Annotated in this window: 22 protein-coding genes and 2 tRNA genes; 6 read left to right on the forward strand and 18 right to left on the reverse strand. The window is 68.6% G+C overall.

What is annotated here, in order from left to right; translation table 11 throughout:
• Positions 1 to 160 precede the first annotated feature (160 nt).
• Positions 161 to 1,198: an LCP family protein gene (locus AC1MBE_RS03085; RefSeq protein ID WP_479780819.1), complete on the reverse strand. Its 1,038-nt coding sequence runs from the start codon at positions 1,196 to 1,198 to the stop codon at positions 161 to 163.
• A gap of 126 nt (positions 1,199 to 1,324) precedes the next feature.
• On the opposite strand from AC1MBE_RS03085, the gene AC1MBE_RS03090 reads away from it, so the two are divergent.
• A complete protein-coding gene (locus tag AC1MBE_RS03090) occupies positions 1,325 to 1,828 on the forward strand; it encodes a DUF3515 family protein (protein ID WP_479780821.1) in 504 nt (167 codons plus the stop codon).
• Between the two features lie 29 nt (positions 1,829 to 1,857).
• On the opposite strand, the gene AC1MBE_RS03095 is transcribed toward AC1MBE_RS03090, so the two are convergent.
• The 4 genes from AC1MBE_RS03095 to murA are packed head-to-tail and all read right to left on the reverse strand — an operon-like array spanning position 1,858 to position 6,209.
• On the reverse strand, positions 1,858 to 3,003 hold the full coding sequence (locus tag AC1MBE_RS03095; RefSeq protein ID WP_479780823.1) for a D-alanine--D-alanine ligase family protein: 1,146 nt from the start codon (positions 3,001 to 3,003) through the stop codon (positions 1,858 to 1,860).
• A gap of 2 nt (positions 3,004 to 3,005) precedes the next feature.
• Positions 3,006 to 4,067: an NAD(P)H-dependent glycerol-3-phosphate dehydrogenase gene (locus AC1MBE_RS03100; RefSeq protein WP_479780825.1), complete on the reverse strand. Its 1,062-nt coding sequence runs from the start codon at positions 4,065 to 4,067 to the stop codon at positions 3,006 to 3,008.
• Positions 4,064 to 4,873 (reverse strand): lysophospholipid acyltransferase family protein, encoded by an 810-nt coding sequence (locus AC1MBE_RS03105; RefSeq protein WP_479780827.1) that lies wholly within the window; start codon positions 4,871 to 4,873, stop codon positions 4,064 to 4,066. Before AC1MBE_RS03105 ends, AC1MBE_RS03100 begins: the two co-directional genes overlap by 4 nt.
• A 10-nt stretch (positions 4,874 to 4,883) precedes the next feature.
• A complete protein-coding gene (murA, locus tag AC1MBE_RS03110) occupies positions 4,884 to 6,209 on the reverse strand; it encodes a UDP-N-acetylglucosamine 1-carboxyvinyltransferase (RefSeq protein ID WP_346960019.1) in 1,326 nt (441 codons plus the stop codon).
• 205 nt (positions 6,210 to 6,414) lie between these two features.
• On the opposite strand from murA, the gene AC1MBE_RS03115 reads away from it, so the two are divergent.
• Positions 6,415 to 6,819: a VOC family protein gene (locus AC1MBE_RS03115; protein WP_479780829.1), complete on the forward strand. Its 405-nt coding sequence runs from the start codon at positions 6,415 to 6,417 to the stop codon at positions 6,817 to 6,819.
• A 66-nt stretch (positions 6,820 to 6,885) separates the two neighbouring features.
• Here AC1MBE_RS03115 and AC1MBE_RS03120 read toward each other — a convergent pair whose 3' ends face one another.
• On the reverse strand, positions 6,886 to 7,395 hold the full coding sequence (locus AC1MBE_RS03120; RefSeq protein ID WP_479780831.1) for a TspO/MBR family protein: 510 nt from the start codon (positions 7,393 to 7,395) through the stop codon (positions 6,886 to 6,888).
• Between the two features lie 212 nt (positions 7,396 to 7,607).
• Here AC1MBE_RS03120 and AC1MBE_RS03125 point away from each other — a divergent pair, with 212 nt between their 5' ends.
• Positions 7,608 to 7,982, forward strand: a complete 375-nt coding sequence (locus AC1MBE_RS03125) for a VOC family protein (RefSeq protein WP_479780833.1) — start codon at positions 7,608 to 7,610, stop codon at positions 7,980 to 7,982.
• 68 nt (positions 7,983 to 8,050) lie between these two features.
• Here AC1MBE_RS03125 and leuD read toward each other — a convergent pair whose 3' ends face one another.
• Together leuD and leuC are read right to left on the reverse strand one after the other, a co-directional pair.
• The gene (leuD, locus tag AC1MBE_RS03130; RefSeq protein ID WP_346960943.1) at positions 8,051 to 8,653 is read right to left on the reverse strand and encodes a 3-isopropylmalate dehydratase small subunit; all 603 of its coding nucleotides are present in this window, start codon (positions 8,651 to 8,653) and stop codon (positions 8,051 to 8,053) included.
• Between the two features lie 67 nt (positions 8,654 to 8,720).
• Positions 8,721 to 10,175 (reverse strand): 3-isopropylmalate dehydratase large subunit, encoded by a 1,455-nt coding sequence (gene leuC / locus AC1MBE_RS03135; RefSeq protein ID WP_479780835.1) that lies wholly within the window; start codon positions 10,173 to 10,175, stop codon positions 8,721 to 8,723.
• 149 nt (positions 10,176 to 10,324) lie between these two features.
• Between leuC and AC1MBE_RS03140 the strand changes: the two genes are divergently transcribed.
• The gene (locus tag AC1MBE_RS03140; RefSeq protein WP_175322958.1) at positions 10,325 to 11,044 is read left to right on the forward strand and encodes an IclR family transcriptional regulator; all 720 of its coding nucleotides are present in this window, start codon (positions 10,325 to 10,327) and stop codon (positions 11,042 to 11,044) included.
• A 66-nt stretch (positions 11,045 to 11,110) separates the two neighbouring features.
• Entirely contained in the window at positions 11,111 to 11,656 is a 546-nt protein-coding gene (locus AC1MBE_RS03145; protein ID WP_479780837.1) for a DUF1697 domain-containing protein, read from the forward strand.
• Between the two features lie 20 nt (positions 11,657 to 11,676).
• Here AC1MBE_RS03145 and AC1MBE_RS03150 read toward each other — a convergent pair whose 3' ends face one another.
• The 4 genes from AC1MBE_RS03150 to AC1MBE_RS03165 form a co-directional block, all read right to left on the reverse strand.
• Positions 11,677 to 13,293, reverse strand: a complete 1,617-nt coding sequence (locus AC1MBE_RS03150; RefSeq protein ID WP_479780839.1) for a GTPase — start codon at positions 13,291 to 13,293, stop codon at positions 11,677 to 11,679.
• Positions 13,290 to 15,068: a dynamin family protein gene (locus AC1MBE_RS03155; protein WP_479780841.1), complete on the reverse strand. Its 1,779-nt coding sequence runs from the start codon at positions 15,066 to 15,068 to the stop codon at positions 13,290 to 13,292. Before AC1MBE_RS03155 ends, AC1MBE_RS03150 begins: the two co-directional genes overlap by 4 nt.
• A gap of 141 nt (positions 15,069 to 15,209) precedes the next feature.
• Positions 15,210 to 15,285: transfer RNA gene (locus AC1MBE_RS03160), tRNA-Glu, on the reverse strand.
• A gap of 130 nt (positions 15,286 to 15,415) precedes the next feature.
• Positions 15,416 to 15,487 (reverse strand) — tRNA-Gln (locus AC1MBE_RS03165).
• 346 nt (positions 15,488 to 15,833) lie between these two features.
• Between AC1MBE_RS03165 and AC1MBE_RS03170 the strand changes: the two genes are divergently transcribed.
• A complete protein-coding gene (locus AC1MBE_RS03170) occupies positions 15,834 to 17,324 on the forward strand; it encodes a hypothetical protein (RefSeq protein ID WP_479780842.1) in 1,491 nt (496 codons plus the stop codon).
• A gap of 120 nt (positions 17,325 to 17,444) precedes the next feature.
• Here the strand turns inward: AC1MBE_RS03170 and AC1MBE_RS03175 are convergent, their stop codons facing one another.
• From AC1MBE_RS03175 to AC1MBE_RS03200, 6 genes are all read right to left on the reverse strand, one after another.
• Complete coding sequence (locus AC1MBE_RS03175; protein ID WP_479780844.1) at positions 17,445 to 18,182, reverse strand: HAD family hydrolase; 738 nt, start codon at positions 18,180 to 18,182, stop codon at positions 17,445 to 17,447.
• A complete protein-coding gene (gltX, locus tag AC1MBE_RS03180) occupies positions 18,182 to 19,717 on the reverse strand; it encodes a glutamate--tRNA ligase (RefSeq protein ID WP_479780845.1) in 1,536 nt (511 codons plus the stop codon). The genes AC1MBE_RS03175 and gltX overlap by 1 nt, the downstream gene beginning before the upstream one ends.
• A 36-nt stretch (positions 19,718 to 19,753) precedes the next feature.
• Positions 19,754 to 19,987 carry a hypothetical protein gene (locus AC1MBE_RS03185; protein ID WP_479780847.1) on the reverse strand — a complete coding sequence of 78 codons (234 nt, stop codon included), beginning with the start codon at positions 19,985 to 19,987 and terminating at the stop codon, positions 19,754 to 19,756.
• A gap of 18 nt (positions 19,988 to 20,005) precedes the next feature.
• The gene (locus AC1MBE_RS03190) at positions 20,006 to 20,782 is read right to left on the reverse strand and encodes a fumarylacetoacetate hydrolase family protein (protein ID WP_479780849.1); all 777 of its coding nucleotides are present in this window, start codon (positions 20,780 to 20,782) and stop codon (positions 20,006 to 20,008) included.
• A 145-nt stretch (positions 20,783 to 20,927) separates the two neighbouring features.
• Positions 20,928 to 21,719, reverse strand: a complete 792-nt coding sequence (locus tag AC1MBE_RS03195) for an MBL fold metallo-hydrolase (protein WP_479780850.1) — start codon at positions 21,717 to 21,719, stop codon at positions 20,928 to 20,930.
• 25 nt (positions 21,720 to 21,744) lie between these two features.
• Positions 21,745 to 22,119 carry a DUF1304 family protein gene (locus AC1MBE_RS03200; protein ID WP_479780852.1) on the reverse strand — a complete coding sequence of 125 codons (375 nt, stop codon included), beginning with the start codon at positions 22,117 to 22,119 and terminating at the stop codon, positions 21,745 to 21,747.
• Positions 22,120 to 22,163: the final 44 nt, after the last annotated feature.

Here is a 22,163-nt window from a genome sequence, read left to right on the forward strand (position 1 = left end):
CGACCGCCGCAGCGTGATGAATTCATTGTTCCCCCAAGCAAAATCCCGTTCGGTACGTCGTAAGGTTCTTCGTCGCACTTTACGTCGGGGCCGCAATATTGAGACGGCGCCGAGAGCATACTACCGGTTCACAGACACTTCACCGAATATTGCCACGGTGCTATGAGCCGGAACCAATGGACGCGACAAACTCCGCGAGGGTATCCCCGCGCAGTGCCTCTGCAACCTTGGCTATAGCGGCATCGTCCCGCATGACAATGGATTGTCCGTCCGCAGAGGTTCCGATACCCGAGGTCGGCAGGGTGAAACTGACCACGTCTGCAGTCCGGACGTTACGCAACCCCACCGCCAGCGAACCGACCCCTGCCGCGTCAAGTGACTTATCGACACTGACGTACGGTGAGACGGTATCTACCAGGCTGCTGATTTTCACGGGGTTGGTCAGCGTTTCCGCTGTGAGGAACTTCGACATCAGGGCCTTAAGGAACAGCTGCTGGTTCTTGACGCGCTGGTAATCGCCGTCGCTGAACGCTTTGCGCTCACGGACAAAAGCAAGAGCCTCTTCGCCGCTGAGATGCTGCTTACCGGCAGGGAAGGAAAACTGTTTCGTGTTGAACGCCGCGGGCACGTTGACGTTGACGCCGCCCAAGGCATCAGTCATTGCCTTGAATCCTTCAAAATCGACCACGGCGACGTGGTCGAGCCGCGTGTCGAACATCCCTTCCAGAGTCTGGACGACCAACGGAATGCCGCCCAGAGCCATGGCAGCGTTCATCTTGGCCTCCCCGTGCCCGGGAATCTGCACCCAGGTGTCACGCATGATGGACATCATGTAGATGTTCTTGCGGTCCGCGGGGACATGCACCCACATCATGGTGTCCGAGCGCTGGTCCGAGGGACCGCCGGCCTCCGCGTCGCCAAGAGTAGCGGCCCGGCTGTCGCTGCCGAGGAGCAGCAGGTTTACGGCATCGGTTTTCGTTTCGGCCGGACGGGCAGATTCCGCCGGAAAGGCCTGCTCGATCTTTTGCGACTTGGAGTTGAAGCTGTTCGCCAGATTGAAGGCGTAAACCCCGGCACCCACTGCAACGACGAGAAAAACCGCTACGACCGTCAGAAGCACATTGCGGGCAGTCTTCTTCTTTGCCCGCGCCCGCTGGGCTCCCTCAAAGGGAGCTTGGTTTTCGATGTCAACGGGCATTTGTACTTCCCCAACTCTTGTGACGATGTTCTAGTGCTGCCGAACAGAAATAGCTCGGCCCATTCTGCCATGTAGTCCCGGATGTTCCGGCATGAAGCGTCCTCCGCCGCCGGATAGGCTTGAACTATGCCTCAGACCCGCTTCCCGGCGTCCGCACGTCCGCTCCGACTTCTGACCGCCGCAGCGGCAGCGGGGCTGGTGCTCACTGCCTGCTCCCCCGTCGTCGACGTCGCCCCGGCCAAGGACGCGGCGAACGCGGCCTGCGCGCCCATGATGCTGGCGCTGCCGGACAGCATCGGCGAGGCAAAACTCCGCAAAACCAACAGCCAGGGAACGGCGGCATGGGGCGACCCGTCCCTCGTGGTCCTGCGCTGCGGCGTCAACGTCCCCGGCCCCACCACGGACCGCTGCGTGAGCGTCAACGACGTCGACTGGGTGATCAAGGAGGGCAACCCCGTCTGGACGTTGACCACCTTCGGGCGTGAGCCGGCCACGGAGATCCTGATGGATCCCAACAAGATCAGTTCGGCCACGGTGCTGGCCGAGCTCGCCAACGCCGCCGGCAAAGTCAAGGCGTCCCGCAACTGCGTGGGTCAGGAAGACCTGCAGAACCTGCCCACCGGAAAGTAGGCCGGCGGGCAGGCAGCTCGGCCGCCGGACTAGCGCAGGCCGGTCTTGCGGTGCAGAGCCAGGTAGATCAGCTCGTCGATCAGCTCCGCGTAGCCCAGCCCGGAGGCTTTCCACATTTGCGGGTACATGCTCTTCGGCGTAAAGCCCGGCATGGTGTTGATCTCGTTGATGATCAGCTCACCCTCCGGCGTGTAGAAGAAGTCCACGCGGCTGAGCCCCTCGGCGCCGACGGCGTCGAAAGCGACCGCCGCCAGTTCCCGGACCCGGGCGATGGCTTCATCGGGGAGGTCCGCCGGGCAGCTGAGCGCCGCGGCGTCGTCGACGTATTTCGCATTGAAGTCGTAGAAATCGTGGCCACCGCCGGCAACCGAGATCTCGCCGGGCATGGACGTCCGCGGCGCATCAGTCCCCCGGCCCTCCAGCACCGCGCATTCGATCTCGCGTCCCACGATGCCGGCTTCGATCACCAGCTTGGGATCGTGTTCCCGGGCCGCCTCGATCGCGGCGTCGAGGTCCTCGAGCGAATCCACCTTGGAGATGCCCATCGAGGAACCGGCGCGCGCCGGCTTGACGAAGACCGGGAAGCCGAGCTGGTCCACGCGCTTGCGCACCAGCTCCGGGTCGGTGAGCCACTGCCGGTCCGTGACCGCGACGTACGGACCCACACGCAGCCCGGCGGACTCGAAGACCACCTTCATGAAGTGCTTGTCCATGCCGACGGCCGACGCCAGGACACCGGCACCGACGTAGCGGGTGTCGGACAGCTCCAAGAGCCCCTGGATGGTGCCGTCCTCGCCGAAGGGGCCGTGAAGCAGCGGGAAGACCACATCCACGGAACCCAGCTCCTGCGGAACCTGGTTGGGCGCGGCAACGATCAGCTGGTGTTCCCCGCCGATTTCGGCCAGCGTGACCGTCTGGTCCGACGGCGCCACTTCCGGCAGCGCGGCAGCGGACAGCGACCACTGCGCGGTGTCCCCGGATGCCAGCACCCACTGGCCGGTCTTGGCGATCCCGATCGGGATCACCTCATATTTGGCCTGGTCGATCGCGCCGAGGACCCCGGCCGCGGTGACGCAGCTGACCGCGTGTTCGCTGGAGCGCCCGCCGAACAGCACCGCCACCCGCGGCCTGGTCCGGCCGGACGGCGCCTCTGTAGTCAAATTCTTTTCCGACACTCTTAGTAATCGCCTTCGGATTTCAGGTCCCGGGACAGCAGCAGCGGCCCCAGTTCGTCTACGGACAGTTTTCCGGCCAGCACGGCGACGACGGCGGCGGTGATGGGCATCTCGACGCCCAGCTTGCCGGCCAGTTCATGCACGGCCTGCGCTGACTTGATGCCCTCGGCGGTCTGCGTCATTTCCGCGGCGACCTGCTCCAGGCTCAACCCGGTCCCCAGCAGCCGTCCCGCGGTGTGGTTCCTCGAAAGTGCGGAAGAGCAGGTGGCGACCAGGTCGCCCAGGCCCGCAAGCCCTGCCATGGTCCGGGCTTCGCCGCCCAGCGCCAGCGTCAGCCGGGAGGTCTCGGCGAGGCCCCGGGTGATGACGGAGGCCTTGGTGTTGTCGCCCATCTGCTTGCCTTCGCAGATGCCGACCGCCAGGGCAATGATGTTCTTGACGATGCCACCGATTTCGACGCCGACCACGTCCGACGTCGTGTAGGGCCGGAAGTAGGGGGCCGTGCAGCTGCGGGCCATCCAGCCCGCCGCCGCAGCGTCGGCGCACGCGACGACGGACGCCGTCGGCTCCTCCCGGGCAATCTCCATGGCCAGGTTGGGGCCGGAAACCACGGCCACCCGCTCGGCCGGGATGGCCAGCTCCTCGCAGATCACTTCGCTCATCCGCGCATCGGAGTGCAGCTCCAGGCCCTTCATCAGCGACACGACGAGGGCGTCCGGACCAATCAGGTCCTTCCACTCGCGCAGCTGCGGGCGGAGCGTCTGCGCGGGGACGGCCAGGACCACGAGGTCCGCGCCGTCGAGGACCTGGGCGACGTCGGTGGAGGCGGTGATGCTGGCGGGCAGCGGTATGCCTTTGAGGTACTGCTCGTTGCGGTGCTCGCTGTTGATCTGCTCCACGACGGCGGCGCGACGTCCCCAGAGGCGGATGCTGCGCTCGACGCCGGACGCGGCGGCGGCGTCGGCGAGGATCTTCGCGAACGTGGTCCCCCAGGATCCGGCGCCAAGGACGGCGACACGTGCGGCCGAGTTCGTGGCGTCCAGGGCGGGGAGCTCCACCGTCACTTGGCACCGTCCGCGGTGCTGCCGCTGTCCGGTGCGCCGGCTTCCGGGGTGACATCGCCGGGCTTGCCGCCGCGCTCGATGAAGCGGCCGTGCGTGGACTGGTTGTGCGCCGAGGGGTCCCAGCGGACCAACGGCGGCTGTCCGCCGCGCAGGGTGGCGAGCAGCTCGGTGATGGCGTCCATGATGATGTTCGTCGCCTCGGTCAGCGTCGCCTTGTCCAGCGGCCGTCCGGCGAAGGCGCTCAGGTCCACCGGGTCGCCCACCAGCACACGGGAGGTCTTCCGGGGGAAAACGTGGAACCGCTTGGCGTAGCGCGGGAAAACTTCGTGCGCGCCCCAGTGCGCCATCGGGACCACGGAGATGCCGCTCTCCAGCGCCATCCGGGCGGCGCCGGTGTGGCCCCGCATCGGCCACAGCTCCGGGTCACGCGTCAGCGTGCCCTCCGGGTAGATGATGATGGCGCCGCCTTCGTCCACGACTTCCTTGGCGACCTGCAGCGAACGGTTGGCACCCGCCGTCGAGCGCTCCACCGGCACCTGCTTGGTGTTCCGCAGCACCGAACCCAGCACCGGGACCTTGAACAGGCTGCCCTTGGCGAGGAAGCGCGGCATCCGATTCTGGTTATAGAGCATGTGCCCGATCACCAGCGGATCGATCTCGGTGCAGTGGTTGGGCACGGCAATGAAGCCGCCGGCGGGGAGCTTCTCCAGCCCCTCCCACTTCTTGTTCATCAACAGGTTCATGACGGGCCGGACGATCCCGGCCACGATGACAAAGGTGATGTGGCTCTTGGCCGTTTCTTTCACGAAGTCCCCGCTACCGGGTCGAGGTGATGTCGAAATCGGCGCCCAGGCCGGCGAGCTTCTCGGTGAAGCGCTCGTAGCCGCGGTTGATGATGTCGATGCCGGTGACGCGGGAGGTGCCGGTGGCAGCGAGCGCCGCGATGAGGTGGCTGAAGCCGCCGCGCAGGTCCGGCACGTCGATGTCCGCGCCCTTGAGCTGCGTGGGTCCGGAGATGACGGCGGAGTGCAGGAAGTTGCGCTGGCCGAAACGGCACGGGACGCTGCCGAGGCATTCGCGGTGGACCTGGATGTTGGCGCCCATCCGGATCAGGGCGTCCGTGAACCCAAAGCGGTTTTCGTACACGGTCTCATGCACGATCGAGACGCCCTCGGCCTGGGTCAGCGCCACCACCAGCGGCTGCTGCCAGTCGGTCATGAAGCCGGGGTGCACGTCGGTTTCCAGCACCAGCGGGTTGAGCTTTCCGCCCGGGTGGTAGAAGCGGATGCCGTCCTCGCCGATGTCCATGCCGCCGCCCACCTTGCGGTAGGTGTTCAGGAACGTCATCATGTCGCGCTGGGTGGCGCCTTCGACGAAGATGTCGCCGCGGGTCACCAGGGCGGCGGAGGCCCAGGACGCGGACTCGTTGCGGTCGGACAATGCCCGGTGGTTGTAGCCGCCCAGGTCCTGCACGCCCTCGATCCGGATGGTGCGGTCGGTCTGGACGCTGATGATCGCGCCCATCTTCTGCAGCACGGCGATGAGGTCCACGATTTCCGGTTCGGTGGCCGCGCCGGAGAGTTCGGTGATGCCCTCGGCGCGGGTGGCGCTCAGCAGGACCTGCTCGGTGGCCCCGACTGACGGGTAGGGCAGGGCGATCTTGGCGCCCTTGAGGCCGTTCGGCGCGGAGATGTGGATGCCGCCCGGGCGCTTCTCGACGACGGCGCCGAACTGGCGCAGCACGTTGAGGTGGTAGTCGATGGGCCGGTCACCGATTTTGCAGCCGCCAAGGTCCGGGATGAAGGCCTCGCCAATGGCGTGGATCAAGGGGCCGCAGAGCAGGATCGGGATGCGGGAGTCGCCGGCGTGCGCGTCGATGGCGGTGTGCGAGGCCGTCTTGGCGTTGGTCGGATCCAGCGTGAGGTCCCCGGTGACCGGGTCCTTGTCCACAGTGACGCCGTGGAGCTGGAGCAGGCTGGTGACAACCTCAACGTCCTTGATCTCAGGGACGTTGCGGAGCACGGACGGCTCATTGCCCAGCAGGGCGGCAACCATCGCCTTGGGGACAAGATTCTTTGCCCCACGCACGACGACGCGGCCGGTCAGCGGGACGCCTCCGCGGATTGTCAGAACACTACTCATTTACCAGTTTCCTCACGACTACTCGCCCCCAAATCCTTACAAAGGCTCCAGCTAAGCATAGGAGCTAGCGTTACCGATCTGAAATACGGCGCGCTCCGGGCCGGCCTGAACCGGCCGCCGGCCGGCGCCACACTTTGGTGAGCCGCCCGCGCCAGCGGGGGTCACGCCGTCGTCCGTGCCGCAGGGCCGCGGTACTGTGGGCCGCATGGAGATGCGTCTGGAAGTCGTGCAGGTGCCGGTGTCCGACGTCGACCGGTCAAAGTCCTTCTATAGGGACACGCTGGGCTTTGTCCTCGATCACGACGTCGAGTACATCCCCGGGATGAGGGTGGTGCAACTGACGCCGCCGGGCTCGGCTGCCTCGATCGTCATCGGCACCGGGATGACCAGCATGGCGCCAGGCAGCCTCGAGGGCCTGCAGCTGGTTGTTCCCGACATGGACACGGCCCGCGCCGAACTCCTGGGCCGGGGCGCCGCCATCAGCGAGGTCCAGGACATGGGCGGGGTGCAGTTTGCCTACTTCGCCGATCCGGATGGCAACCGCTGGGTTATCCAGGGAGCAATCGGATCCGGCGCCGCGGACGCCCACCCGGAGGGATCCGCGGAGTAGCCGGGCCGCCGGGCACGCGGCCGACCGGCAACGGGTCGAGGGAGACGTCGTCGCTCAGTCCGAAAGTCAGTGCGCCGTCGCTCCGGGATTGAGTCGGGCCACCGCCGTGGACAACGCGGTGGCAAAGCCGCACCACGCCGCGTACGGGGCAAGCGCCACTCCGGCGCCCCGGTTTAGTTTGTACGTCCGCCGCACCAGATCGGCGCTGCTCGCGGCCAGTACAGCACATTCCGCCGCCGCCACCCACGGCCGGCGGGCGCGCCAGAAGAGCCAGCTCCACGCCGCATTGAGCACCAGGTTCGCCGCGAAAGCGGAGCGGTAGGCAGCTAATGCCTGCTGCCTCGTCCTGCTGGCGGCGCCGTCTGCCCCGTCGCGGCTGTCCAGCGCGACGGCGGAGCTCACCGCGAGGTCCGCGTACAGCGCCGTCCAGACCACCGGAAAGGCGATGGCGGGCGGTTGCCACTCAGGTTTGCGGAGCCGCCGGTACCAGGCACCATCGGGGTCCGTCGCCACTCCGCCGGCCACTGCCGTCGCGGCTGTCGCGGCCGCCGTCCACACCACGGTCATGAGTTTCATAACTACTCCTTTGGCTCCGGCTTGGGTTTTGTGCCCGGGGTTGGCGCTTCCACCGCCGCGGGCGCTCCGCCGTATGCCCGATGATACGTCCGCTAGATACGTCCGTTGCAGGGACCACCACCGGCCTGGCCACCGAGCGCCAATTCGCCAGAAGCCGGCCTGCATACCGCGGCCCGACACCGCGGGCGCATGTCCTGCGCTATCGTGAGGCCATGCCAAGCCAATTAGCTACCGTTGCCATTGACGCCCTCCAGCCCAAGGTGGTGGCCGACTTCTGGTGCGCCGTCCTCGACTGGCATGTTGTCGAGGAGGACAGCGAGGTCATCAGCATCGCGCCCCGAGACAAGACCTGGCCAACCATCGATGTCATCGCCGTGCCCGAGGGCAAGACCGTCAAGAACCGGCTGCACTTCGACCTCCGGGCAGACGGCGTCTCCACCGCCGAGGAGCTGGAGCGCCTGCTCGCCCTCGGCGCGCGGCGCACAGACTTGGGCCAGGGTCCTGATGTGAGTTGGGTGGTACTGGCTGATCCCGAGGGCAACGAGTTCTGCCTGCTGTCCCGATCCGTTCAAGACGTCCAGGAGTAGCAACAACAGAAAGTGCCGCCGTCGAGTCTCAAACTCGACGGCGGCACTTTTGTAGCTAGAGGCGACCCCTAGGACAGCTTGGCCGGGAGCGTCGTGGGCTTGAACGCGGGCCGGGTCGCTTCGTAGGCGGTGATGTCTTCCTCGTGCTGCAGGGTCAGGCCAATGTCATCCAGACCCTCCAGCAGGCGCCAGCGGGTGTAGTCGTCAATCTCGAACGGCGCCACCACGTTGCCGCACTCGACCGTCTTCGAGACCAGGTCAACCTTGACCTCGGTGCCGGGGGCGTTTTCCAGCACCTTCCAGATCAGCTCGATGTCGTCCTGGGCCAGTTCGGCCGCCAGCAGGCCCTGCTTGCCCGAGTTGCCCCTGAAAATGTCCGCGAAGCGGGAGGACAGCACGGCCTTGAAGCCGTAGTCCTTCAGCGCCCAGACGGCATGCTCGCGCGAGGACCCGGTGCCGAAGTCCGGCCCGGCCACCAGCACGGAGCCGGCGCTGAACGGCTCCTGGTTCAGGATGAACGACGGATCCTTGCGCCAGGCTGAGAAGAGCGCGTCCTCGAAGCCCGTCCGCGTGATCCGCTTGAGGTAGACGGCGGGGATGATCTGGTCGGTGTCTACGTTGCTCTGGCGCAGCGGGACGCCTATTCCGGTGTGGGTGGTGAACTTTTCCATGGCGGATCCTTCGTGGGCTGTGTGGATCGGTGCAGGTGGACCGGTGGACCGGCGCGGGCGGGGGGCGTTACGCCACGCCGGCGCGAGTGCCGGCGGAGACGGTCTCGGGTTCCAGGTCCGACGGCGAACTCAGGGTGCCGCGCACCGCCGTCGCCGCCGCCACGACGGGCGAGACAAGGTGGGTACGGCCGCCCTTGCCCTGGCGTCCCTCGAAGTTGCGGTTGGACGTGGAAGCGCAGCGCTCCCCCACCTCCAGCTGGTCCGGGTTCATGCCCAGGCACATCGAGCAGCCGGCAAAGCGCCACTCCGCGCCGAAGTCGGTGAAGACCTTGTCTAGGCCCTCGGCCTCGGCCTCGAGCCGGACGCGGGCAGAGCCCGGTACCACCAGCATCCGGATGTTGGGATCCTTGGTGCGGCCGCGGATGATGTCCGCCGCGGCCCGGAGGTCCTCCATCCGGGAGTTCGTGCAGGAGCCCAGGAAGACGGTGTCCACGCGGATGTCCTTCATCGGGGTGCCGGCCTCAAGGCCCATGTACTGCAGCGCCCGTTCGGCGGCGGCCTTGGCGTTTTCGTCGCCGAAGTCCGCCGGGGAGGGAACCTTGGCGGACAGGGACACGCCCTGGCCCGGGTTGGTACCCCACGTTACGAACGGTTCCAGAGTGTCGGCGTCGAGGTCCACCTCGGCGTCGAACGTCGCGTCGTCGTCGGTGCGCAGGGTGTTCCAGTATTCGACGGCGGCGTCCCAGTCGGCGCCCTGGGGCGCGTGCGGGCGGCCGTGCATGTAGTCGTAGGTGGTCTGGTCCGGTGCGACGAGGCCGGCTCGGGCGCCGGCCTCGATGGACATGTTGCAGATGGTCATCCGCGCTTCCATGGACAGCGCGCGGATGGCGGAACCGCGGTACTCCAGCACGTAGCCCTGGCCGCCGCCGGTGCCGATCTTGGCAATCACGGCCAGGATGATGTCCTTGGCCGACACGCCGGGACGCAGCGTGCCCTCGACGTTGACCGCCATGGTCTTGAAGGGCTTCAGCGAGAGCGTCTGGGTGGCCATGACGTGCTCCACCTCGGAGGTGCCGATGCCCATGGCCAGCGCGCCGAAGGCGCCGTGCGTGGACGTGTGCGAGTCGCCGCAGACCACGGTCATGCCGGGCTGGGTCAGGCCCAGCTGCGGGCCGACCACGTGCACAATGCCCTGTTCGGCGTCGCCGAGGGAGTGCAGGCGGACGCCGAATTCCTTGCAGTTGTTGCGCAGGGTCTGGATCTGGGTCCGGCTGGTGAGGTCCGCAATTGGCTTGTCGATGGCCAGCGTGGGAGTGTTGTGGTCCTCGGTGGCGATGGTGAGGTCCGGCCGGCGCAGCTTGCGGCCGGCGAGGCGCAGGCCCTCGAAAGCCTGCGGCGAGGTCACCTCGTGCACCAGATGGAGGTCAATGAAGAGGAGATCCGGCTGGGCGTTGGCGCCTTCGCCGTCCCCCTTGCGCACCACATGTGCGTCCCAGACTTTCTCGGCCAATGTCTTTGCCACGGCCTGCTCCCTTCACTGCTGTTTTCGCTGCGTGTGTCCGCGCCTGGTCCAGGACCGGCGCGTTGATGTTCTCCACTGAACCAGCACTGCCGCCGAATGCGCCAGCGCAATGATTTGCATCTCAGATATTGAGACGGCAATATCATTACATGGACAATTCTAGTGGCGTCGGCGTCATCGATAAAGCGGCCCATGTGCTCGATGCACTTGAGGCCGGGCCCACCACCCTGGCGCAGCTCGTGGCGGCCACCGGGCTGGCCCGTCCCACCGTGCACCGCCTCGCACTGGCGCTCGTCCACCACCGCCTGGTGAGCCGCGACATCCAGGGCCGCTTCGTGCTGGGCAGCCGCCTCGTGGAGCTGGCCTCCGCTGCGGGCGAGGACCGGCTCATCGCCTCCGCCGGCCCGGTGCTGATGCAGCTGCGCGACGCCACCGGCGAAAGCGCGCAGATCTTCCGCCGCCAGGGTGACTGGCGCGTCTGCGTCGCCTCTGCCGAGCGGCCCATCGGCCTCCGGGACACCATCCCGGTCGGCACCCAGTTGTCCATGAAGGCCGGCTCCGCCGCCCAGGTGCTGCTCGCTTGGGAAGACCACGACCGGCTGCTGGAAGGCCTCCAGGCCGCCCGCTTCACGCCCACCGTCCTGGCCGGAGTACGACGCCGGGGCTGGGCCCAGAGCCTCGGCGAACGCGAACCGGGGGTCGCCTCCGTTTCGGCGCCCGTCCGCGGGCCGTCCGGCAGGGTGATCGCCGCCGTCTCCATTTCCGGCCCGATCGAGCGCCTCACCCGCCAGCCCGGCCGGCTGCACGCCGAGGTGGTCTGCAACGCCGCCCGCGTCCTGACCGAGGCGCTGCGCAAAACCAACGACTGAACCCGCCGCGCCGCCCCCCTGACCCGGGACAACAGCGCCCCGGCACAACAGCGTTAGGCTGTGCGCATGAACAGCTATGCGGTCTTCCTGCGCGGCGTCAACGTGGGCGGGATCAACATCAAGATGGCCGAGCTCAAAGAGGCCCTGAAGTCACGCCCGTTCTCCGCCATGAAGACCCTCCTGGCCAGCGGCAACGTGGTGCTGGCCAGCGACCTGCCGCCCGCCGGCGTGAAGGCCGAATTTGAAGCCTGTCTGCGGGAAACCTTTGGCTACGACGCCTGGGTGGTGGTGCTGGACGCGGACCGGGTTGCCGCCCTCGTCGACGCCTGCCCCTACCCCGCGGATGACACGGCCACGCACAGCTACGTCACGCTGTCCTCGGACACCGGGATACTCACCGAGCTGTACGACGCCGGCCGCGGACTGGAGGGCGTGGAGCTGACCCGGCTGGGGCCCGAAGCGGTGGCCTGGCTGGCTCCCGCCGGCGGCACCCTGGACAGCCCCTTCAGCAAGCTCACCGCCAAGGCCAAGTACAAGGCCAGCACCACCACTCGGAACCTGCGCACCCTGGTCAAGGTCCGCGACGCGGCGGAAAAGGTAGCCGCCGACTAGCCGCAGGCCTTTCCGGCCCCTCAGCCTGCGGCGGACTTAAGGGCGGTGTTGAACGACTTGAGCCGGCTGATCTCCAGTTCCACCGGGTCCACCACGAGCTCCTCCGCGACGGCGGCGACGGCGGCTTCGAGGCGCTTCCGGGCAGCCCGGGCGCGGGATTGCGCCGCGGCACCCGCAATGAACCTGGCCGCGAGGGCCAGCACGATGCCCAGCAGCACTCCCCCGGCCACCAAGACGGTTGGCACCGGCCAGCCTTCCACCCGGGGAACCTCCGGGACGGGCAGCTGGAAGTATCCCAGCGCGGCCAGCACCCCCAGCCAGCCCAAACCGCCAAGCGCAATCAACAGGCCCAGCCACTGTACGACGTTGAAGGCGGTCCACCACCAGGAGCTGCGCCCGGCCTTGAGGTCGGTACCGGCAATGGCCTGGTCCAGCGCGTCGGGCAACTGTTCCCGGCCCTCGCGGGCGGCGCCGCGGATGACCGCCCGCCAGGGGCCCGGAGCGCCGTCGGACGCGGCATCCGCAAACTCCCGCACAGCGGCGTCGGTGCGGGCCCGCTCGGGTGCCCCCGACGGCGGCAGCGAAGTCCGGTTCAACTCCGGCCGCGCCTCCGTTCGGCGCAGGTTCAGCCGCCGCAGCGGGTCGGGCCGGAAGCGGACCAGCCAGCGCGTCACCGGCCAGCCGGTCCGGCGGGTGGCCTCCTGCCGGTAGGAGCGGGCCACGGCGTCGACCACCAGCGGGACATTCGCGGCCACGGCCAGCTCCGCAGCCAGCCGGTCCCGGGTGCCGCCCTTGACGCCGGCAGCCTCGCCCGTCCCGGATGCCTCGGCCAGCCTCTCCGCGGCCCGGTCCACATCCGCGGCGAGCCGCTGCGAGAGCGCCAGCCGCTGCAGGGCGACCTGCCGGATGGCCGCCCGGACCTTGTCCACGCCGGTACCGACGACGGCCGAGGCGCCCAGCACCTGGACCGTGCCCAGCCCGTCGCGCGCCAGAATGCCCTTGAGGGACTCCAGCACGGGCCGGATCTCGTGCTCCGGCAGCCGGTCCACCTGGTTGAGCACCACCAGTGTGACGGCCGCGTGCGAGGCGAGCGGGGTGAGGAAGTCATTGTGCACCGCGGCGTCGGCGTACTTTTGTGGGTCCAGCACCCAGACCAGCACGTCCACAAGTCCCACCATGCGCTGCACGATCTCGCGGTTTTCCGCGCGGGTTGAGTCGAAGTCCGGCAGGTCCAGCAGGATCAGCCCGGTGGTGTCGTCGGCGAATCCGGGGACCGCGGCGGCGTGGTGACGGTTGCGGACTTCCAGCCAGTCGAGCAGCCCGTCGCTGCCCTCGGCGCCCCAGATGCCGGCGAGCGGCTCCGAGGTGGTGGGGCGCCGGGCGGCTGCGGTGGCGATTTCCTCGCCGCTGACGGCGTTGAAGAGCGATGATTTGCCGCTGCCGGTGGCGCCGAAGAAGCCCACCACGGTGTGATCGGCAGAGAGCGAACGCCGGGAACTCGCCCGATCCAAGACCTCGAGCACCTCGTCCAGGGTCTCGTCCGGCAGGGCACCCGCGGCCAGTTCCCGGGCCTGGTTCAGCGCTTCAAGCCGGCGGTGCAGTTGCGAAGCCGACTTCGCGGCCGCGTGGCGGGTCATGCGGAGGCCGCCAGCCGGCCGAGCGCCGCGGCCTGCTCCGCGAGGACGTCCGGTGGCACCCCGTCGGGCATATCAAGCCGGGACAGGAAACGCTGCTGCTCCGCCTGCAGCAGGCGCTGGCAGCGGGCCTGCAGGTCCTCGCGCGCGGTCTTGGCCAGCCGGCGCACGGCATCCTCGCCGAAGACGGCTTCCAGTACGCGCTGTCCCACGACGGCGGTGCCGCCGGCGACGCCGATTTCAAGGCCGGTCAGGCCGGCGGTCATCGAGAAGACCACGATCATCAGCGCCGCGCCAAGGCCGTTGATGCCGAAGGAGAGCCAGCGGGCCTGAGTGCGCTTGCCTTGGCCCTCGGTCCGGATCAGTTCCATCAGGCTGCCCTGCCAGGCGCGGATCTCGGCGGCCACCGCGTCGGCGAAGCCCTCGCTGGTGCCGGACAGGTCGTCCGTGCCGAGCAACTGCCGGCCCGCCGGGTCGGAGCGCCAGCGCTGGTCGGCGTCTTCGGCGGCGTTGGCGGCCTCGTCGACGATGACCGCCTGCAGGCCGGTCTCAATGGCGGTTTCCACCCGCACGGCCGGGGTGGGTTCGCCGCGGAAGAAGGCGCCCATGCGGTCCCGCAGCCGCCCGATGTTCTGCTCCATGACGCGGAAGAACTCCCCGGTCCCCACGAAATCCTGCCAGCGGGCCAGGACTTCACCCCGCAGCAGGGCGCCGTCGCGGGTGGCGTCGAGGATCCGGCTGACGGCGTCCGCGTAGGCGCCGCGGGCGTCCCCGGCCAGCAGCCCGGCGGCGCTGTCCTGGGCGGCGACGGCGGCGGCAACGGCGTCGACCCGGCCGCCCAGGGCCTTTACCGTGCCGTTGAGTGTCCGGCGGGCGATCGCGGCGCGGCCGGCGGCGTCGGCGGCGAGTTCCCGCAGCCAGCCACGCAACGGCGCGACGGCGTCGGCGGGCAGCATTCCCATCGCATCCAGCGCCACCTCGGGCACGACGAAGAGCCGGGCGGAACCCAGGCCCTCGCGGCGGAGCATGGCCTGCAGGTCGGCGCTGACTTCCTCCTCGGCGGCCGGCGGCACGCGGTCCAGCACCACGGCCACCATGATGTCGCGGCCGGCCGCGTCCAGCAGCAGGCGCCAGGGCACGGCGTCGGCATAGCGGTTGGCGGTGGTGACGAACACCCACAGGTCAGCGGCGGCGAGAAGCTGGCCCGCGAGCCGGCGGTTGTCATCGGAGATGGAGTCGACGTCGGGGGCGTCCAGCAGCGCGACGCCCTGCGGTACGGCAGGATCCGCCGCGAGGACAAGCGAGGTGATGGCGGCGGCGTCCGGGGTGGGGCCGGCCTGGTGCGCGGGCAGGGGCGACGCGACGACAGTGCCGCGGATCCGGCTCAGGCTCGGCAGCACCCGCTGGTCCTCGAACCATTCGGCGTCGGCCGGGTGGTGCAGCAGGATGGGCTGCCGGGTGGTGGGGCGAATCGCCCCGGCCCGGGTCACCGGGTGGCCCACGAGGCCGTTGACCAGGGTGGACTTGCCGGCGCCGGTGGAACCGCCGACAACGGCGAGCAGCGGCGCGTCCAGGCTCCGGTAGCGCGGCAGGATGTAGTCATCCAACTGGGCGAGGGCCTGGCGGATGTCCAGCCGCGCGGTATCGGCGCCGGGAAGCGCGAGGGGCAGCGACACCGCGGACAGGTCCCGCCGGACCGCTTCGAGCAGTTCGACGGCGGCGCCCTGGCGTGCGGCGGGGCTCTGTGCTTCGATGCGGGGGCTTTCGTTGGAGCTCACAGCATCATCATGCCAGCTCGCCGGGCCGGCGCAGTGGGGACCGGGTCCGCGGCGGCCGGCGGTTCTTAGCAGAGAGTCGTAGCGCCGGCACCGCGGTGACAACGAAAAACGGCCCCGGGCTGTTGCCCGGGACCGTTTCATTGGTGACCCCAGCGGGATTCGAACCCGCGTTACCGCCGTGAGAGGGCAGCGTACTAGGCCGCTATACGATGGGGCCAAGCACTTTCCAAACGGCATTTCTACCGTTCAAGCCAAGTCAGTATTTCACAGACTCAGCGCGTGTTCCAAATCGGCATGGCCACTTCGGAACCCCTGATTTGCCGCGGAAATCCGCGGTTTCTTCAGAGCTGGGATACCAGGACTCGAACCTAGAATGACGGTACCAGAAACCGTAGTGTTGCCAATTACACCATATCCCAATGGAACTTTTGGGCCGGTTCCGCAGGTCCAAACCTGCGCTCCCAGCGCCTCAGCACGAGTAATTACTTTACCCGAGACTTTTGTCCGGCACAAATCGGGCCGCCCGCCGCTCCGGACGGTCAATCTGCGCCTTCCGCGCACCGCAGTTTTGACGCACTTCCGTGAAAAACCCTTGCCAATCCGGCTCGGACAAGTTTACGCTCGGTAAGTTACCAACGAGTAACAACCCCCTCCCCCACTCAGCTGCGGGCAGATCACCGTCCTTTCCCGGATGTTAGCTGCATCACAGTTGCGGGGGGCCGGCAGCAAAGCCGCTGCCGGCGAGACCGTCGAGAGGAACCATCCGTGCCACAGAGTCGTGCCGCCACCGCCCCGCCCCGCACCAGGGCGCAACAAATCGCCATCGCCATCCTGGCCCTGCTGCTGATTGCGCTGCTGGGGTTCTACACCCTGGTCACCGGACGCATCACCGACGGGTCCGCACGGCTCAATGACGGGGCCGGACAGGCTTCAGCGGGGGCGCAGCAGCTGAAGACCGGCGCGGGCAAGCTCGCCACCGGCGCAGGCCAGGCCGACGCCGGCGCCGGCAAACTCTCGGAAGGGGCCGCGAAAATCCAGGCCGGGATCGCGGACAAACTCGCCCCCGGCGCGGACAAGCTGGAGGCGGGGGCCAACCAGCTGGCCACAGGGGCCGTCAAGATCCAGACGGACGTCACCAACAAGCTGGCACCGGGTGTGTACAAGGTGGACGACGGCGCGCAGAAACTCGCCGCCGGCGCCGTGCAGCTCTCCGCCGCCCTCACCCCCACCGCATCCGGCACCGCCCCGAACAACCTGGCCGACGGCGCCACGCAGCTGGATGCCGGCGCGGCCCGGCTGGCCGACGGGACCGGCCGCCTGCAGGCCGGTACCGACCAGCTGAAGGCCGGTACCGACCAGCTGAAGGCGGGCACCGACCAGCTGAAGGGCTACCGCGGGGCGAACAACAACCCGGAGTCCGGCACCGGGACGGCGGCTCTGGCCCAGGCACTGGAGTTGCTGCAGGCCGCCGCCAACGATCCCGTCCAGGGTCTTGTCCCGCTGGCCGTGGTCAAGGACAAAATTGCCAAGATCCTTGCCGGCGCGCACAAGTTGGATGGCGGCGCCTCGCAGCTGCAGGCCGGAGCGGCCCAGCTCCAGTCCGGTGCCGGGCGGCTGCAGTCCGGTGCCGCCGAGCTGAACACGGGTGCCGGACAGCTGCACGCCGGTACCGGCAAGCTCACCGCCGGGTTCGCCACCCTGGCCGGCAAGCTCAACAGCCGGGATCCCAACAGCCCCGGCGTCGTGATGGGCACCGAACTGCTGGCAGCCGGTACCGCCAAGATCCGCGTCGGCATGGACGGGGTGCCGGGGGATCCCGAGCACCCGGGCCTGCTGAAGGCCGCCGCCAGGATGACCGACGGAACCTCGCGGCTGGCCGACGGCACGCTGGCGCTGAACGCCGGCATCGACGGGGACCCCACGGATCCCACCAACCCCGGGTTGCTCAAAGGCTCCACGGCCCTCGCCAGCGGCGCCTCGGCGCTTTCCGACGGCAACACCAAGCTGGCCTCGGGCTCCACCCAGCTGTCCACCGGCGCCGCCAAGCTCGCCGACGGGAACGCGCGGATCGCCGAGGGCACCGGAACCTTGTACTCCAGCGCCGCAGCAGTCTCGCCGTCGAACCTGATTAAGGCGGACGTCGCCGTGGCCCTGGGCCTGGTGGCCCTGCTCGCCCTGGGCTCGGTCGGTGCGTTCCTGGCCCTGCGGAACCGGCGCCCGGCGCAGGAGAGGCGCCTGCCTCAGGAAACCGCGTAGCCGGCAAGGCAAACACCGTGTCACCCAAACGGCCCCGCCGGAGGAGTGCTTCCTCCGGCGGGGCCGTTTTTGTGTGGTGCTTTGGTGGTGGCTCCTTGGTGCTGGCGGCAGCCCGGCGGGTCAGGCCAGCAGCTCCAGCAAGGATGCAACCTCGCGGCCGGAGAAGCCCGGCGCGGGCTCCCCGCCGCGGTTCAGCCAGACGCCCAGCAGGCCCGCCGCCGTCGAGCCTTCCGCGTCGAGGAGGCGGTTGTCGCCGACGTACAGCGTCTCGCCGGGGCCGGTGCCGAGCCGGCGCACGCCCTCGAGGTAGATCGCGGGATCCGGTTTGGGCACGCCGACCGTATCGGTGCCCACGAGCACCCCGATGCGGTCCAGCCCGGCGGCGTCGAGCTTCACCCGCTGGTAGTCCTGCACATTGTTGCTGACCGCCCCGTACGGCACCCCGGCGGCGTCGAGCGCGTCCAGCAGCGGTTCCACATCGTCGAAGGCGCGGATATAGCTGTGCTGGAGGCTGGCGTAGGAGCTGACCCAGTGGTGGGCCTGCTCGCCCTCCTCGAGTTCGACGCCGAAATGCCCCAGCGCCGCCCGGCCGCGCAGCAGCCGCTGCTCGTTGAAGCTCAGCTCGCCGGCCAGGTAGCGGTCGTAATAATGCGTGGTTTCGCGGGTGAAGATCCGCCCGAACCGCTCCCAGCCGGCCTCGTCGAGGCCCGGAAGGAGGTGTTCGCTGACGCCGCGCAGCGCCGTCGTCATCGCGAATTCCAGGTCCACGAGCGTGTCGTCGATGTCGAACAGCACCCCGCGGATGCCCTCCAGCCCGGCGGCGAGGACCCCGCTGACGGAGCCGGAAGCGCCGTCCATCAGCCGCGGAACGCGCGCAGGCGGGCCAGGGACGAATCCTTGCCGAGGATGACCATGGACTCGAACAGCGGCGGGGAGATCCGGCGCCCGGAGACGGCCGTGCGGACCGGGCCGAAGGCCAGCCGCGGCTTGACGCCCAGGCCCTCCACGAGGGCCTCCTTGAGCGCGGCCTGGATGTTCTCCGCGGTCCAGTCAGCCACCGGCTCCAGCGCCGCCAGGGCGGCGTCGAGGACTTCGGTGAGGTTCTCCGGCAGGCCCTTGCGGGCGTCGTCGGCAACGTCGATCGCGTCGTCGGCCTTGAACAGGAAGGCCAGCATCTCCGGGGCTTCGCCGAGCAGCGAGATGCGCTCCTGGATCAGCGGTGCGGCCTCAGCGAGGATCTCCTCTTCGCGGGCGCTCAGCTGCTCGCCGACCAGGGCGGCGGACTGCAGGTAGGGCACCAGGCGGCCGCGGAAGTCCTCCGGGTCCAGCATGCGGATGTGGGTGCCGTTGATCGCCTCGGCCTTCTTGATGTCGAAGCGGGCCGGGTTGGCCAGCACGTCGTTGACGTCGAAGTTCTCGATCAGCTGCTCCACGGTGAAGATGTCCTCGTCGGCGGAGAGGCTCCAGCCCAGCAGGGAGAGGTAGTTCAGCAGGCCTTCGGGGATGAAGCCGCGGTCCCGGAGCAGGAAGAGGTTGGACTGGGGGTCACGCTTGGAGAGCTTCTTGTTGCCCTCCCCCATCACGTACGGCAGGTGGCCGAAGACCGGCAGGTAGCTGGCGACGCCGATTTCCATCAGCGCGCAGATCAACACCACCTGGCGGGGCGTGGAGGAGAGCAGGTCCTCGCCGCGCAGCACGTGGGTGATGCCCATCAGGGCGTCGTCAACCGGGTTGACCAGGGTGTAGAGCGGCGAGCCGTCGGCGCGGACGATCACGTAGTCGGGGATGCTGCCGGCCTTGAAGGTGATTTCGCCGCGGACCATGTCGGTGAAGGTGACGTCCTCGTCCGGCATCCGCACGCGCAGCACAGGCTTGCGGCCCTCGGCCTTGAACGCGGCAAGCTGTTCCTCGGACAGGTTCCGGTCGAAGTTGTCATAGCCCAGCTTGGGGTCGCGGCCGGCGGCCCGGTGGCGGGCTTCGACTTCCTCCGGGGACGAGTAGCACTCGTAGGCGTAGCCGGCTTCCAGGAGCTTGGCGACGACGTCCTTGTAGAGGTCCAGGCGCTGGGACTGGCGGTACGGCTCGTGCGGGCCGCCCACTTCCACGCCTTCTTCCCAGCTGATGCCGAGCCATTTGAGCGCCTCCAGCAGTTGCTGGTAGCTCTCCTCCGAGTCGCGCGCCGCGTCCGTGTCCTCGATGCGGAACACGAAGGTGCCCTTCGTGTGCTTCGCGTGGGCCCAGTTGAAGAGGGCGGTGCGGATCAGGCCGACGTGCGGGGTGCCGGTCGGTGACGGGCAGAACCGGACGCGGACCGGGGTTTCGGCGGTGACTTCACGGGTCATTTCCGTGGTGGCGGTGCTGGAGACGGCGTCGGGCGCAGAAGGAGTAGTCATAGTGGTACCAACTTTACCGCGTGCCCGCCGGCCGCTTTAGCGCCTCCGGCCTCGCGGCGGCCCGGGGCGGGAAAGGATTTTCACCAGGTAATACCCGGCCAGGGCCAGTCCCACCCCGAGGAAGGCCAGAGAAAGCCATAGCGGCCCGTCGAGCCAGTTGACGGCGCGGGCCGCCATGGCGAACGTGCCGACCGAACCCAGCGCGTAGAGCAGGAACGAACGGCGGCGCCGGGAGCCCGAAAGGGCGCCGCGCCACCCGCCGTCGTGCATGTTCAGTTCCTGCTCCGGTTAACGGCGGACCACCGGGTTTGAGAGGCGGCCGATGCCCTCGATCTCAACCTCGAAGCGGTCGCCGGCCTGGACCAGGCCGACGCCGGCCGGGGTGCCCGTCATGATGACGTCGCCGGGCAGCAGGGTGAAGGCCCGGGAAACGATGGAAACGAGCTCACGCACGCCGCGGATCATCTGGCTGGTGCTGCCGTCCTGGCGGAGTTCGCCGTTGAGCCGGCCCTGGATCTGCAGGTCCTCGGTGTCCAGTTCGGTCTCGATCCACGGACCCAGCGGCGCCGACGTGTCGAACCCCTTGGCCCGCGCCCACTGCAGGTCCGTCTTCTGGACGTCGCGGGCGGTGAGGTCGTTGCCGCAGGTGTAGCCGAAGACGACGTCGTCGACCCGCTCCTCCGGGACGTCCTTGCAGATCCGGCCGATCACAACGCACAGCTCGGCCTCGAAGGAGACCTCCTCGGAGAACTCCGGCAGGATGATCGGATCGTTGGGCCCGATCACCGAGGTGTTGGGTTTGAGGAAGAGCAGCGGCTGCGCGGGGACTTCGTTGCCGAGCTCGTGGGCGTGTTCGACGAAGTTGCGGCCGACGCCGACGACCTTGCTGCGCGGGATGATCGGCGCCAGCAGGCGGACGTCCTCGAGCTTGTGCTTGACGGCGGTCCGCTCCACACCGTGGAAGAAGGGGTCGCCGTTGATGACGGTGACTTCCTCACTGCCGGGCTGGCCCTCAACAATGCCGTACATGGGATCAGAATCGACTACAAACCGGGCGATACGCATGGTTCCTAGCGTACCGTCTCACCCGGCAAGCCTCCGGACGCGGCGCGGACCCGGCTGCGCGCGCCGCTGCCCTCCCCACTGGGCGGCAGCAGGGGCCGTTTTAGCCCCCAAAACGGCCCCTGCTGCCAGCTGGTTGGGCGCGGAGTTAGGTGGTTGAGCCGCGCAGATAGTCCAGCTGTGCGGCGACGGAGAGTTCCGCGGCGGGCCGGACGGCTGGGTCGACGGCGGCATAGACGGCGTCGGCGACTTCCGCGACGCCGGCTTCCGCGCCGAGGTTTGCGAGGGCGGTGCGGATCTGCGCGAGGCGGTCCTGCCGGTGGTCCCGGTAGGCGCGGACGATGCTGTCCAGCGCCGGCAGCATGGGGCCGTGGGCGGGCAGGACGGTGGCCGGGCCCAGCGTTTCGAGCCGGTCCAGGGAATCGAGGTAATCCCCCAGCTTGCCGTCAGGGTAGTCCAGGACGGTGGTGCCGACGCCCAGGATGGTGTCGCCGGTGAGCACGGCGCCGTGCGCGCCGTCGCCGGGGAGATGGAAGCAGAGCGAGTCGGAGGTGTGACCCGGGGTCGCCAGCACTCGGATCTCCACCCCGGCGGCGTGCAGCACCTCGCCCTCCCGGAGCGGCTCTCCCCCGTGGCAATGCTCGGGGTCGGCGGCCCGGACGGGGGCGCCGGTGAGTTCGGCGAACCGTGCCGCGGCCGCGGTGTGGTCCGCGTGGCGGTGCGTAATGAGGATCAGTTCGACGGCGCCGTACTGGGTGAGCTCGCGCAGATGCTCCTCATCGAGGGGTCCGGGATCCACGACCACGACGCCGGCCGAGCCAGGCGCGGACACCACGTAGGAATTCGTGCCGTGAAGGCTCATCGGGCCCGGATTCGGGGCGAGGCGGAACCGCGTCAGCTCGGTGCTGCGGATCAGGGCGCGGGCGTCATCGGGAATCACCCTTCCATCTTCCCACCGGGGGCGGTCAAAGGAGCAGCAGGATGACAATCACCGCGGGCAGCAGGGCCTCGGCGATCGCGCTGGCCCAGAGCCTGCGTTCGGACAGAACCAAGATGATGCCCAGCAGGACGTGGCCAACGGCGGTGAACAACAGGAGGGTACGGCCGGCCGCCGGTTCCGCCCCGGTCAGCATAAGCGCACCGATGATCGCCCCGGCACCCCAGATCATGTTGTAGAAGCCGAGGTTGAAGGTCCACATCCGCACCGCCGCGACGTCTTCCGGCTGGATCAGGAAGAGCCGGTAAAACCGCTGGTCACGGAAGAAAAAGGATTCAAGGATGCCGACGGCGATCAGCAAGATCCCAAAAATGATGCCCAGAACCTGAATCAGTCCAGTCATGGCTCCAGTGTGGGGCCGCGGCGGGCTTGGACAACAGGGACTTC

This window comes from Arthrobacter sp. BG5 (genome assembly GCF_056680155.1).

What these genes read in the sequence shown, in the direction of transcription:
- AC1MBE_RS03085 (WP_479780819.1), bottom strand. Translation starts at nt 1,198, where the DNA reads ATGCCCGTTGACATCGAAAACCAAGCTCCCTTTGAGGGAGCCCAGCGG.
- AC1MBE_RS03090 (WP_479780821.1), top strand. Translation starts at nt 1,325, where the DNA reads ATGCCTCAGACCCGCTTCCCGGCGTCCGCACGTCCGCTCCGACTTCTG.
- murA (WP_346960019.1), bottom strand. Translation starts at nt 6,209, where the DNA reads ATGAGTAGTGTTCTGACAATCCGCGGAGGCGTCCCGCTGACCGGCCGC.
- AC1MBE_RS03115 (WP_479780829.1), top strand. Translation starts at nt 6,415, where the DNA reads ATGGAGATGCGTCTGGAAGTCGTGCAGGTGCCGGTGTCCGACGTCGAC.
- AC1MBE_RS03120 (WP_479780831.1), bottom strand. Translation starts at nt 7,395, where the DNA reads ATGAAACTCATGACCGTGGTGTGGACGGCGGCCGCGACAGCCGCGACG.
- AC1MBE_RS03125 (WP_479780833.1), top strand. Translation starts at nt 7,608, where the DNA reads ATGCCAAGCCAATTAGCTACCGTTGCCATTGACGCCCTCCAGCCCAAG.
- leuD (WP_346960943.1), bottom strand. Translation starts at nt 8,653, where the DNA reads ATGGAAAAGTTCACCACCCACACCGGAATAGGCGTCCCGCTGCGCCAG.
- AC1MBE_RS03140 (WP_175322958.1), top strand. Translation starts at nt 10,325, where the DNA reads ATGGACAATTCTAGTGGCGTCGGCGTCATCGATAAAGCGGCCCATGTG.
- AC1MBE_RS03145 (WP_479780837.1), top strand. Translation starts at nt 11,111, where the DNA reads ATGAACAGCTATGCGGTCTTCCTGCGCGGCGTCAACGTGGGCGGGATC.
- AC1MBE_RS03150 (WP_479780839.1), bottom strand. Translation starts at nt 13,293, where the DNA reads ATGACCCGCCACGCGGCCGCGAAGTCGGCTTCGCAACTGCACCGCCGG.
- AC1MBE_RS03175 (WP_479780844.1), bottom strand. Translation starts at nt 18,182, where the DNA reads ATGGACGGCGCTTCCGGCTCCGTCAGCGGGGTCCTCGCCGCCGGGCTG.
- gltX (WP_479780845.1), bottom strand. Translation starts at nt 19,717, where the DNA reads ATGACTACTCCTTCTGCGCCCGACGCCGTCTCCAGCACCGCCACCACG.
- AC1MBE_RS03185 (WP_479780847.1), bottom strand. Translation starts at nt 19,987, where the DNA reads ATGCACGACGGCGGGTGGCGCGGCGCCCTTTCGGGCTCCCGGCGCCGC.
- AC1MBE_RS03190 (WP_479780849.1), bottom strand. Translation starts at nt 20,782, where the DNA reads ATGCGTATCGCCCGGTTTGTAGTCGATTCTGATCCCATGTACGGCATT.
- AC1MBE_RS03200 (WP_479780852.1), bottom strand. Translation starts at nt 22,119, where the DNA reads ATGACTGGACTGATTCAGGTTCTGGGCATCATTTTTGGGATCTTGCTG.